Genomic DNA, 12,864 nt, shown 5'->3' with positions numbered 1-12,864 from the left:
GGTTAAAAAAGCAGTACAGCCTCAGCAAGCAACATTCACGAAAAAACCAAGTTCCATTACTGAGAAAAAGGCCGAGCCATCAAAACCTAATATTTCGGCCAGCAGCCTGCTCGCACGCAGCCTGAGCATGGCACGAGAAACTCCGCTGGATATGCTTGAACCCGCACCCGTCGGCCAACGGACCAAACGTTTACAAGGTAGTCGCTATAACAGTGCATTGGAAAATAGCTACCTGATGCACTGGCGTGAGAAAGTGCAACGCATTGGTGCACTGAATTATCCAGAGTCAGCCCGGCGTCAGAAACTGAGCGGACAGCTGCGTCTGCTGGTCACCCTGAATGCCGACGGAACCTTGGATGAAGTCGCTATACTGTCACCGTCTGAATATCCAGAACTGGATCAGGCAGCCATCCGTATCGTACAGCTTTCAGCACCCTTTCGACCCTTTCCGGTCGAGATGCGCAAGACAACAGACCGACTTGAAATTATCCGGATATGGAAATTTGAAAACGATACTGTCGTATACTGAAACCTGTGAGTGTATCTCGAAACAGCAGGAGTCGTAATGTCACATACCACTAACCTCCGTGGGCACTTCCTGCTCTCCATGCCTCACATGCAAGATCGCTACTTTGCGCAGTCGCTTATTTATCTGTGTGAGCACAGTGATGAAGGGGCGATGGGAATCATCGTCAATCGCGCAGTTCCGGTCGAACTCCACACCCTGTTCAGCCACCTCAACCTGGGCACAACAGATAACCTCCAGGATGAAACGGTTTATTTTGGCGGCCCTGTACAGCCCGAACGCGGCTTTATTCTTCACCCTGCAGATTCGGGTCACTGGAATGCCACCAGCGATGTTGACGCCAATACCAGCCTTACAACATCGATTGATATTCTGGAAGATATCGCTGCGGGTAAAGGCCCCACCGAACGTTTAGTGGTGTTAGGTTATGCCGGTTGGGGCGCAGGCCAGCTGGAGCAGGAGATCAGCGACAATGCTTGGTTAAGCTGTCCGGCGAATTCCGATATAATGTTCCGCACTCCGATTGAGGAGCGCCTGAATGCAGCCGCAATGCTGCTCGGTATCAACCTCGATCTCCTGACAGCAGACACCGGACACGCCTGAGCTTCCATGAGCGATGATTTTCAACAGGTGCTTGGCTTCGACTTTGGCACATCCCGCATGGGCCTTGCCTATGGACAGTCGATCACCGGCACAGCAACCGCACTGCCTCCCATGGCAGCTCGCGATGGTATTCCCGACTGGGACAAACTTTCCGCCGTCATCAAAGAATGGCAACCGCAGGCTATGGTGGTGGGTATCCCCCTCAACATGGACGGCACAATCAGCGAGATGGCGCGCCGTGCGCGTAAATTCGCCAACCGTCTGCATGAACGCTATAAGTGCCCGGTTTTCCTGATGGACGAACGCTTGAGCACATCAGAAGCCAAAGAAATTCATTTTGCTGCGGGTGGCAGCAGTAACTTTCGCAAAGAATCTGTGGACGGAATCGCGGCACAACTGATTCTCGAAAGCTGGTTTAACAGCCCTACCCGCATCCCAAGCCATACCCGATTGGAGGACCTCTATGACGTCGGGCAGTCCTAGTGTAGACGCACTGCTGGATAAAATGAGTCAGGAGCTTAGCGCCCTGATCAGCCAGCGTAAGATTGAAGACCCTTTAATGGTAGGTATTCACACCGGCGGCGTCTGGCTTGCCGAACGCCTGCACTCACAGCTGGGTCTGAAAGATCCGCTGGGTGTAATGGATATCTCCTTCTACCGTGATGATTTCACCCAGGTGGGCCTCCACCCTAAAGTGAAACCCTCACAGCTGCCAGCCGCCACCGAGGGACGCCACGTCCTGTTGGTTGATGATGTGATCATGTCCGGTCGCACCATCCGCGCCGCGATGAACGAACTGTTTGATTACGGCCGTCCGGCATCAGTGACCCTGATTACGTTGCTGGATCTGGAGCGGCGCGAACTGCCGATTCAGGCCGATGTCGTCGGCGGCACTCTGAGTCTGGGTGACAATCAGCTGATCAAGCTGACAGGCCCCGATCCATTGACCCTCGAAATCCGCGAACGTCCCTGAGACAGAATTTGAGCGAGCGTTATGTTTGAGCAAACCGATCCCAACCAGATCCAACTCAATAGCGAAGGACAGCTGAAGCACTATCTGACCACGGAAGGTCTGTCCCGCGAAATCCTGACGGAGATTCTCGATACTGCAGATTCTTTCGTAGATATGGGCGAACAACAGGTAAAAAAGGTCCCGCTGCTGCGCGGCAAGACCGTGGTAAACCTGTTTTTCGAATCCAGTACCCGTACGTTATCAACCTTTGAGCTGGCCGCAAAACGCCTGTCGGCAGACGTGCTGAACCTCAACATCAGCACATCCTCCACCTCTAAGGGCGAAACCCTGAAAGACACCCTGATGACGCTGGAAGCGATGCACTCCGACATGTTTGTCGTGCGTCATTCTGACAGTGGTGCGGCACACTTTATCGCTGAACACGTAACCCCCAAGGTTGCGGTGATCAATGCCGGTGACGGCCGTCATGCTCATCCGACGCAGGCGATGCTGGATATGCTGACCATCCGCCGCCACAAGGGCGACTTTGCTCCGCTGACTGTGGCCATCGTGGGCGACATCCTGCACAGCCGTGTGGCGCGCTCCCAGATCCATGCGCTACGCACCCTTGGGGCTGCAGAGATCCGTGTCATTGCACCACAAACGCTGCTGCCGCGTCATATCGAAGCATTGGGCGTGCGTGTCTTTACCGACATGGAACAGGGCATGAAAGACGTCGATGTCGTGATGATGTTACGCCTGCAGAAAGAACGTATGAACAGCGCCCTGCTGCCAAGCGAGTCTGAATTTTACAAACTCTACGGTCTGAGCGAAGAGAAGCTGGCACTGGCTCACCCTGAAGCGGTAGTCATGCATCCGGGCCCCATCAACCGCGGCGTAGAGATCGCCTCATCGGTCGCAGATGGCCCACGTTCACTGATCCTTGATCAGGTTACCAACGGTATCGCCGTGCGTATGGCCGTGATGTCGATGTCTATGAGCGGACAGGCCACAGAGAAACAACTGCAGCTGAAGAGTGGGGAATAACGCAGATGAATATTAAGATTCAGGGTGGACGCGTTATTGATCCGGCACAGCAGCTGGATCAGGTAACCGACCTGTATATCAGTGACGGTAAAATTGCCGCGATTGGTGACGCACCGGAAGGCTTTAACGCCGAGCAGACCATCGATGCAACAGGCCAGGTGGTCAGCCCCGGTTTTATAGATCTTTGCGCACATGTGCGGGAACCCGGCTATACCATTAAAGGCACACTGGCGACCGAAACTCAGGCCGCACTTGCAGGTGGCGTGACCACATTAGTGACCCCGCCGACAACGAATCCGGTGATCGATACCACCGCCGTCGCTGAGCTGATCCTTGAGCGCTGTGAAGATCTGGGTAAAGCTAAAGTGTTGCCAATGGGCGCGCTGACGAAAGGTTTATCCGGCCAACAGCTGGCGCCAATGCATGCGCTGGCCAGCTCTGGCTGTATCGCATTTACCAACTCCCGTGAGCCTGTGGCCAATTCGCTGGTGCTGATGCGTTGTCTGGAATATGCCGCAACCCACGACTTGCTGGTACAGTTTCAGCCACAGGATGCATCACTGACCGCTGGCGGCCACATGCACGAAGATACCACCTCTACCCGTCTGGGTCTGAACGGTATCCCGGAAGCGGCGGAAACCATCGAAGTTGCGCGCTGCCTGACGCTGGTTGAGCAGACCGGTGTCCGTGCTCACTTTGGACAACTTTCCTGCGAGCGCTCAGTGCGCATGGTGATGGAAGCCCGTGAACGTGGTTTGAATGTCAGTGCCGATGTGGCAATCCACCACCTGCTGCTGACCGATGAGAACGTCAACGGCTTTAACAGTGCGTTCCATCTGATCCCGCCACTGCGTAGCCAGCTGGACCGTGCAGGCTTGCGTCAGGCACTGATTGCCGGTGGTATCCAGGCACTGTGTTCTGACCACCAGCCACACGAAGCCGCAGCAAAGGATGCCCCGTTCGCAGCCACTGAACCGGGTATGACCGGTCTGGAAACCCTGCTGCCACTGTCGCTGATGCTGGTGGATCAGGGATTGATGGAGTTGCCGCAGCTGCTGGAAAAACTCACCTCTCAGCCGGCTCAGATTCTGGGCTTAGACAGCGGAACACTGCAGACCGGTGCAGCCGCTGATATCTGTCTGTTTGATCCTGATGCCCGCTGGACCCTGACGGAAGAAGAGAGTTTCTCCAAAGGTAAAAACACGCCATTTATGGGATACGCCCTCAAAGGTCAGGTCACTCATACACTGATCGATGGCAACGTGGTCTTTCAGCGATAAACCTTCTGCTGTTGGTCGATGATACGCTCGCGTATCACCGACCGGTAAAACCCTGAGGGCAAATATACCCTCAGGGTTTGTTTCTATTTAACCAATCCTACAAAAAACAGGGTTCGCCTCCGCCCGCGTTCGAAGGTAGCATGAGTTCAAAATAACTAATCTATGCTGCCCATTGATGCGACACCTCCCTTCCATTTTTGACCGCGCCCGATTTGTCAGACGTTGTCTGCATTGCGTTGCTTTCCTCTATCTTTGCAGTATTCAACAGGCCTCAGCGGCGCTGACACCCGTTACCGTTCAGCTTAAATGGAGCCATCAGTTTCAGTTCGCCGGTTACTACATGGCCAAGGAATTGGGGCTATACGAAAAAGCCGGGCTGGATGTGACATTAAAGCCTGCAAGCCCGGGATTAAGTGTGGTCAATGAGGTCACCAGCGGGCAGGCCGATTTTGGCGTGGGTACATCCGACCTGATCTATTACCGCGCTCAAGGTAAACCCGTTGTCGTACTCGGCGTTATTTTTCAACACTCACCTCAGGCACTGATCAGCCGCTATCAGAGCACACCGGCCACATTACAGGACATATCAACCCAATCGTTGATGCTGGAACCCAACGCTGCCGACCTCTGGGCTCTGTTCCGCGATGAAGGCCTGAACATCGAGAAACTGAATACCGAGAAACATGAATTTTCGGTGCAGCCGTTTATCGATGATCAGATACATAGCATGTCGATCTATACCACCGACGAACCCTTTTTGCTGAATCAGCAAGGGGTTAAATATCAGATCTTCCACCCCAGAAGCCGCGGCATTGATTTTTACGGCGATAACTTCTTTACCACTGACACACTGATCAACGACAAACCAGAACTGGTTAAGGCCTTTCGCAAAGCTACTCTGGAGGGTTGGGACTATGCACTTCAGCATGTAGAACAAACCATCAATGTGATCCAAACCCACTACAATGCCCAGCACAGCCGCGAACACCTGAGATTTGAGGCACAGGAGATGAGCAAACTCATCCGTCCTGATCTGGTTGAGATCGGCTATATGAATTCGGGGCGTTGGCAGCATATTGCAGATACGTTTTTACGCAGCGGTATTCTGAGCAAAAAACCCGATCTGAACGCTTTACTGTTCCAAACAAGACGGCCAGAAACACCGTTTTATCGCACCACGGCATTTATCGTTTATTCCCTGCTAACCCTGACTCTGTTGGCATTCGCCCTTTACCTGATGCTCGGCAGACGAAACTTAAAAGCCGAAATCGAACGTCGCAAAGCCGCGGAAAGCGATCTGGCCCATAGCCTGGATCAGTTGGTAGCGACACGTGAAGAGAAACAGACGTTTCTCGATATGATCTCCCACGAATACCGCACACCGCTGGCCATCATTCAAAACTCGTGTTCGATTCTGGAACAACAGATCGACGGCACAATCGCCAACTCTCAGGCCAAATTTAATGCCATCGAAAAGGCCATCAAGCGGCTGGTGGCGCTGATCGAAACCATCCCCGGTAAAAAACGCAGATTTGAGCACGACGACAACGTCAGCGGTCTCTTTTATGGTCTTCAAGACTCGGTCAATGCTGCCCGGATTATCTATAAAAACCCATTTGACGTGCATCGCTGTGTCGACGATGAGATCTACATCAATACCCCACCGGAAATACTCGCCACCTGCCTCGATAACATCATCAGTAACGCCGCAAAATATTCTGATGGTGCAGCAGTGACTATTAACACCACGCTGGATGAGCGCAATATTTATGTCTCTGTTGCCGATCACGGAAAAGGCATTGCCCCAGAGGAGCAATCACACATATTCGAGCGTTATTACCGTGGAAAAAACACCGATCCCAAGCAAAGCATGGGTCTTGGTCTTTATCTGGTAAAACTCTACACTGAGAGCGCTGGTGGTACGGTATCACTTGAAAGCACCGTTGCAGTTGGGACAAAAGTGACACTTTCATTCCCTTATTTTAACGACGAAAATCTTTAAAAACCTTGTATCTTTCTTGTTGAGGCTGTTACCGAATAATGTCCATGCCAGATCAAAAAGCCGCCCCTGCGCTCAGTTTTTCCGACGGTGAACTCATTGTCGCGCAAGGAGAAACCGACACCAAAATGTTCATCATTCTTGAAGGTGGAGCAGAAGCGTCCAACGTTATTAATGGCGAAAAAGTGTTACTACAACGCTTTGAAACGGGTGACTTTTTTGGTGAGATGTCGCTATTAGAAGGCCTGCCGCGCAGTGCCGATATTCACGCCGTTGGTGAAACACGTGTCACCACCATTGGCGGCGGTGGGTTGATGCACCGTATTCGGAAAGACCCGGCATTCGCGCTAGAAATGCTTAAATCGCTAAGCAGCCGTCTGCGCAGGACAACCGAGCTCTATCAGGATCAGGTACTAGAGAGACAATCTCTACAGCAACCTGACAACGGAATGAACAACGGAATGAACAACGGATCTAAGCAGGACTATGACTGATATCAACACACTTGTCGCTGAAGACGATGAGGACCTTCGTTCGTTGCTGCTGGAATTTCTCGAACTGAGTGGCATTAATGCTCGAGGTACCGCGTCGGTAAAGGAGTTTATGGCAGCCTATCAGGAAGCCCCCTGTGATGTCGCTATTGTGGATCTCGGTTTACCTGACGACTGCGGTCATACCATCGTTTCCCAGCTCTCCGGTTCAGCAAACAAACCGGGCATTATCGTTCTAAGCGCCCGCTGTAGTAATCCGGACCGGGTCGCAGCGTATGAAAACGGCGCGGACATCTTTATCCAAAAACCGGCGTCACCGAAAGAGTTGGTGTTTGCTATCCGCAACCTGCACGACCGGGTCAATGTCGTTGCAGAATCTCCAAGCCCGCAAAGTGGTCGTTGGATATTCTGTGATGAGCATGCCACGCTGACCTCCCCCAATAACGTCAGCTGTAAGTTAACCACCAAAGAACATCGCCTGATCCGTACCTTAAGCCAGTATTCAGATAACGGCGGCGAAACTACCCGTGACGAAATTTTGCAGGCTCTGTCCTATCCCGACGACGAATACGGTAACCGCGCGCTGGAATCGCTGATCCGCCGTCTCAGAAAGAAACTCAAAGAGGAAACAGAACATGAAGCCCCTATCGTGACTGTCCACGGTTTGGGATACAAACTGAGCTGCTGATCCCAAACACCTCTTCCTCAATGTCAGAAAATGTCAGAAACCATCGTTTTTCGTAGGTGGTTGTTGAATTTGTGTTCTTGCTAATATCCTGTTCATACCTTGCCGCCACGCGGTAAATTCACAACAACAGGAGCTTAGCGATGAAAAATCTCGTACTAAGAGAAGTGCTGAAGGACCAGCAAGTGGTCGAGCACCCTCTAAATCAGATTTTCCAAATTACCGCCAAGCAAGGTGCTATCTATTCTGTCGTTGATACGAATACCGAAATCAATCCCGATGACCTGCTTCTGGTGCGCAAAGGCGACCAGTTGGAAGTCCGCGTAGCCGATAAAGCCGTGGCGAATATTGATGATTTCTATGGGGCGGACAGTGACACGCTGTATAGCATCAACGGCTCATTGCAGCCTGGCGCGGAACTCGCCATCAGCGGCAACCAAGAACCCAATACCCTCGAAAGCATTGTTTGGTGGCAGTATGTGCCGATCAACAGCGATAGCGATCAAACTGACACTGCCCTGAGCAGCACAGAAGACACCTCCGTAGCCGATATCCCAGAGGCAAAAGCCGAGCCGGATAAAGAGATTGCAGTCAGCGAGCATGCCAGCCTCACCGTTGCTGCCACCGCAGGTCAGTTCCAATCCGATGCCAGTATCTCGATTTATGATCGTTTTGGTACATTGATCGGTATGGGTACCATCGATCCAACCACCAGCCAATCTGATCTCTCTATTACGAAAGACTATCAAGGGCCTATTCTGGTGGTACTGGAAGACAGTAACGGCGTGGAAGGGGATTATATCGACGAAACAACCGATAACCTCACCAGCCTGGATACCTCCCTGCGCGCGATGGCCTTTGCCGATGGCGATGATCTGTTTGTCAGCGTTACACCACTGACAGAACTGGCCGCGCGCGAAGCGAATCTGATTGGGCATAATGTAACGCCAGGCAATCTGGAGATGAACGATAAGATTGGCAAACTGTTTGGCGTTGAGGACGTACTTGCCCCCGTGACGACCGTGCTGGACCAGCACTTCGCTGCAGAAGACGGTGTCAGTATCTCCGAACATTACGGTTTGGTGCTCGCCTCTCTCTCCGGGGCCGACCAAACAACCGGTCACCTCACCACGACACTCAACCGCTTGGAGAACGCGATCAGCTCTAATGGTGATGTTCTGGCGCTGACACAAGGTGCGGTCCTTTTACTTAAAGAGGGCATTAGCGCATTTGAAGCGGGCACCAATGCCCATCTGGCAGATATCAACACGAGTCTGATTCAGCCGCCTATCGTCGATGTTCCGGCCGATGGTGTCGATGCGCAAACGCGAAACTCCGGCGTATCCGTCGTTGTATCCGGCGTTACCGCGGGTGACTCAGTCACCGTGAACTGGGGCGATAAGTCCGTTACAAAGGTCCTGTGTAGCACAGACATTCAGCCTGACGGTATGGCACATATCGAAATCAACAGCGCTATTATCAGCACGGCAGGCATCGGTTACCTTTCGGTGAATTATCAGGTTAATGACGGCACACCCAGCCCATCGGTCATTCTGGAAGTCGATACCATCCATGATGCGGTGTCTCTTAGCGATGATAGCTTTAACAGCTATGCCACCTGCCCAATCGATCCAACGGAGTTTGCTAACGACACTAAGACATCAACACCTGACACAACCACGCTCAGTCAAGTTGATGTGGAATTGGCACAAGAGATTGTTAGTGATCTTTGGGAACAGGAGATCATGGGAGAGTTCTATGAACACCTAATTCCTGACACCCTGATCTCGGATGCTCACACACCTCACACTCAGACCGATACAAGCGTGACCGACACTCTGTTTTCAGATCAGGGGCTGGACGCGAACTTGAATACCGTTGACCCGCTGCTACTGACAGCGATCCCTGAAAGCCTGGCTATGCCGGTATGACCCGTTACTTTCAGCTTTTACCCTGAGCGAGTTCAGGAATAGATCTGCCATCTGATGCTGGGGCTCACCCCCTCCTTGATAAGGTTGGTGTGCATCGTTGCCGCCCCTTTATGGCAATTGAGGCAACACAGCCGCCACGATCCCTGACAGACGTTGGCAGGTCTATTCCTAAGCTCACGTCAGAAAATGTCAGGAACCATCAGAAAGCATCGGTAGATGCCCTGTATCACCGATTGATAGCATCGGAGGACCTCCTTAACGACCTGACTCAACGCTGCAATGATGACTGAACAGGCTACGCCTCAACACAAAGCTCGGTGGACACCCTTCAGCTGTTTGTCGACCGATAGCAGCATCGCGATCCGGATGATTATGCGTGAAACATTCCGCGACAAACGCTGGTTTATCGTCGTTGCCGCAGCCACCGTGATTATCAACCTACTGGCACTGGCGACCTCCCTGTTTGCGATTCAGGTTTACGATAAGGTCGTTCCCACGCTGGCCTTTGATACCCTCTGGATGCTGGTCTCAGCCATGGCCGGGGTCATTCTGATCGATTGGCTGTTAAAGCGTTTACGTGGCCGGATCCTGGATCAGGTTTCCGCACAGGTCGACAAAGCGGTATCACAGCAGGTGTTTTCCCATATCATGCATCTGCAACTCGACAAGCGACCACGCAGTTTGGGTACCCTGGCGTCTCAGATATCCGGTCTGGACTCTGTGCGCCATTTTTTCTCTTCCAGCATATTATTTGCGCTGGTTGATCTGCCTTTCGCACTCATGTTTGTGCTGACTATCGGCATCATCGGCGGCATGGTCGGCTGGGTATACGCCGCCATGTTCCCACTCGCCTTGCTCCTTGGCTTTATGACTCAGCAGCGCTTACACAGCCTCACCCAGTCACAATTGGCACGCAGCAACGAACGTCAGGGACTCTTGGTTGAAGTCCTTCAGGGTGCAGAAACCATCCGCGCCGGCAATGCCACCGCACAGTTTGAGTCTCGCTGGGCAACACTCACCGAATCCATCAGCGCATACAGCCTCCGACAGAAAGATATCAACAATTTTGGCCTGATCTCATCCGCCAGTCTCGCCACCTGTGCTTACGTATTAGCGATTCTGGTGGGGGTCTATCAGATTGCTCAGGGAAACCTGACCATAGGCACATTGATCGCCTGCAGTATTCTGGGAGGGCGTGTCATCTCCCCCGTTGCCCAAAGTGTAAACTACATGGCCCAGTGGCAAAACGTTGCGCAAACACTCAAAAATCTGGATCAACTGCTGATGCTGGAAACCATCACCCCTCAAGCAGAAACGGTATCCACATCCACCCGCACACCGAAACAGCTGAAACTGACCAATCTGCGCTTTGCGTACGAACATTCGCCACTCACTCAACTGGATATTAAGCAGCTCAGCATCAATGCGGGTGAACGCGTGGTTATTTTAGGCACCATTGGCTCCGGAAAATCCACGCTGCTAAAACTACTCGCGGGACTCTATCGTCCCAGCGAGGGACAGGTGCTGCTGTCTGACCATGCAGGACAACAACAAACGCCGGATGCTATGAGCACAACAATCGGCTACCTGCCCCAGACAGTGCAGTTGTTTAAGGGCACCTTACAGGACAACCTGACGCTGGCGGGGCAGACTGAAGACAGTCATGTTCAGGAGGTCTGCCAGCAACTCGGACTGGATCAGGTGGCAGACTGTCATCCTAAAGGCATGCAGCTTACGCTTAGCGAAGGCGGTGAAGGCCTCTCAGGTGGACAAAAGCAGTTGGTTGGATTGGCACGTGTTTGTCTCGCAGCCCCCAAGCTCTGGCTACTGGACGAGCCAACGGCGGCATTAGACGGTCGTACAGAAAAAAATGTTCTGAATTGTCTGCAGGCACGTATGAAGTCGGACGATATGTTAGTGCTGTCGACACACCGTCCCTCTATTGCTGCGGCAATCGCGACCCGGGTCATTGTCATGGCACAAGGCCGGATCGTGGCTGACGGCACGCCTGAGGCGGTTCTGGGTACGCCTCCTAAACCAGCCCCAATCCAACGTTTTCGCGTGTCACCGGTCACCAGTGACGCCGGTTCATCTTGATTGAACAGCAAGGTAACTATCCAATCCGATACGGCGTCAATTTACCGATGTGGTTCGTGACTTATTTACCCTTCGGCTTGATCGGATTTCCACCCAGGTCGTCGATATAATCATCTTCGCCCTGCAGCGAGAATTCCGCTTCATCGATCTTATCCAGCTCAGGGTTCGCCTTAGCATCCAGCTTAATCATCAGACGCAGATCGTTGGCTGAATCCGCATGGTTCAGTGCCACGTCGTAATCGATCACACCTTCTTTGAACAGTGTAAACAAGGCCTGATCGAAGGTTTGCATGCCCAGATTGGTGGACTTTTTCATGACCTCTTTGATTTCGTGGACATTGCCCTTACGAATCAAGTCCTGAATCAATGGCGTATTGATCAGTACCTCAATTGCTGCCCGGCGGCCTTTGCCGTCTTTCGCTGGCAATAGCTGCTGAGCCACAATCGCTTTCAGGTTCAACGACAGATCCATCCACAGCTGATCATGATGTTCCGGTGGGAAGAAGCTGATAATGCGGTCCAACGCCTGGTTGGCGTTATTCGCATGCATAGTTGCCAGGCAGAGATGGCCGGTCTCAGCAAAGGTCATACCATATTGCATCGTTTCCTTGGTACGGATCTCCCCCATCAGGATCACGTCGGGAGCCTGACGCAGGGTATTTTTCAGCGCCACTTCGAAGGAATCCGTATCAATACCAACTTCACGCTGAGTTACGATGCACTGCTTATGCGGATGCATAAATTCGATCGGATCTTCAATCGTGATGATATGACCACGGCTGTTGCTATTACGGTAGTCGATCATCGAGGCCAAAGAGGTGGATTTACCGGTCGAGGTTCCACCGACAAACAGAATCAGGCCTCGTTTGGTCATCGTCAGACTTTTTAACACTTCTGGCAGATTCAATTCGTCGAAGCTTGGGATGTAGTCGTTGATACGACGCAATACCATGCCCGGTACATCTCGTTGATAAAAAGCCGACACACGGAAGCGCCCCATCGTGGGGATGGAGATGGCAAAGTTACACTCGCGTGTGCCTTCAAATTCCGCCAGTTGCTTATCATTCATGGTGCTGAAGACCAGCGCCCGAGACTGCTCGCCGCTAATCGGCTCACGGGTGAGAGGCTTCAGCGTGCCATCCACCTTGATGGTGGGACGTGCATCTGCCGTCACAAAGAGGTCGGACGCGTCCCTGTCCACCATCACTTTCAGTAGCTGAGTAAAATCCACAGCATGCTCCTTACAGCATCAG

General features: G+C 52.5%; 12 protein-coding genes. 11 read left to right on the top strand and 1 reads right to left on the bottom strand.

What is annotated here, in order from left to right:
* The 11 genes from ABYW01_RS01270 to ABYW01_RS01220 form a co-directional block, all read left to right on the top strand.
* The coding region (locus ABYW01_RS01270; protein ID WP_372830730.1) for an energy transducer TonB at nt 1-529 on the top strand (529 nt) is incomplete at its 5' end.
* Nucleotides 530-565: 36 nt separating this feature from the next.
* Complete coding sequence (locus ABYW01_RS01265) at nt 566-1,129, top strand: YqgE/AlgH family protein (protein WP_372830729.1); 564 nt, start codon at nt 566-568, stop codon at nt 1,127-1,129.
* Nucleotides 1,130-1,135: 6 nt separating this feature from the next.
* Nucleotides 1,136-1,612, top strand: coding sequence for a Holliday junction resolvase RuvX (gene ruvX / locus ABYW01_RS01260; RefSeq protein WP_372830728.1), 477 nt, complete (start codon nt 1,136-1,138; stop codon nt 1,610-1,612).
* A complete protein-coding gene (gene pyrR / locus ABYW01_RS01255) occupies nt 1,593-2,102 on the top strand; it encodes a bifunctional pyr operon transcriptional regulator/uracil phosphoribosyltransferase PyrR (protein ID WP_372830727.1) in 510 nt (169 codons plus the stop codon). Before ruvX ends, pyrR begins: the two co-directional genes overlap by 20 nt.
* Nucleotides 2,103-2,123: 21 nt before the next feature.
* The gene (locus ABYW01_RS01250; RefSeq protein ID WP_372830726.1) at nt 2,124-3,128 is read left to right on the top strand and encodes an aspartate carbamoyltransferase catalytic subunit; all 1,005 of its coding nucleotides are present in this window, start codon (nt 2,124-2,126) and stop codon (nt 3,126-3,128) included.
* 5 nt (nt 3,129-3,133) lie between these two features.
* Nucleotides 3,134-4,408, top strand: coding sequence for a dihydroorotase (locus tag ABYW01_RS01245; RefSeq protein WP_372830725.1), 1,275 nt, complete (start codon nt 3,134-3,136; stop codon nt 4,406-4,408).
* A gap of 175 nt (nt 4,409-4,583) precedes the next feature.
* Nucleotides 4,584-6,410 (top strand): ABC transporter substrate-binding protein, encoded by a 1,827-nt coding sequence (locus ABYW01_RS01240; RefSeq protein WP_372830724.1) that lies wholly within the window; start codon nt 4,584-4,586, stop codon nt 6,408-6,410.
* 44 nt (nt 6,411-6,454) lie between these two features.
* Nucleotides 6,455-6,901, top strand: a complete 447-nt coding sequence (locus ABYW01_RS01235) for a Crp/Fnr family transcriptional regulator (protein WP_372830723.1) — start codon at nt 6,455-6,457, stop codon at nt 6,899-6,901.
* Nucleotides 6,894-7,586, top strand: coding sequence for a response regulator transcription factor (locus tag ABYW01_RS01230; RefSeq protein ID WP_372830722.1), 693 nt, complete (start codon nt 6,894-6,896; stop codon nt 7,584-7,586). Before ABYW01_RS01235 ends, ABYW01_RS01230 begins: the two co-directional genes overlap by 8 nt.
* A gap of 140 nt (nt 7,587-7,726) precedes the next feature.
* Complete coding sequence (locus tag ABYW01_RS01225) at nt 7,727-9,514, top strand: hypothetical protein (RefSeq protein WP_372830721.1); 1,788 nt, start codon at nt 7,727-7,729, stop codon at nt 9,512-9,514.
* 372 nt (nt 9,515-9,886) lie between these two features.
* Entirely contained in the window at nt 9,887-11,611 is a 1,725-nt protein-coding gene (locus ABYW01_RS01220) for an ATP-binding cassette domain-containing protein (RefSeq protein WP_372830720.1), read from the top strand.
* Nucleotides 11,612-11,672: 61 nt separating this feature from the next.
* Here ABYW01_RS01220 and ABYW01_RS01215 read toward each other — a convergent pair whose 3' ends face one another.
* A complete protein-coding gene (locus ABYW01_RS01215) occupies nt 11,673-12,842 on the bottom strand; it encodes a PilT/PilU family type 4a pilus ATPase (protein ID WP_372830719.1) in 1,170 nt (389 codons plus the stop codon).
* Between the last annotated feature and the right edge of the window lie 22 nt (nt 12,843-12,864).

The organism is Pontibacterium sp. (assembly GCF_041587635.1).
Lineage (GTDB): Bacteria > Pseudomonadota > Gammaproteobacteria > Pseudomonadales > Balneatricaceae > Pontibacterium.
Note: the sequence above shows the minus strand (reverse complement) of the source record. Positions and strands in the feature narration are given on the sequence as shown.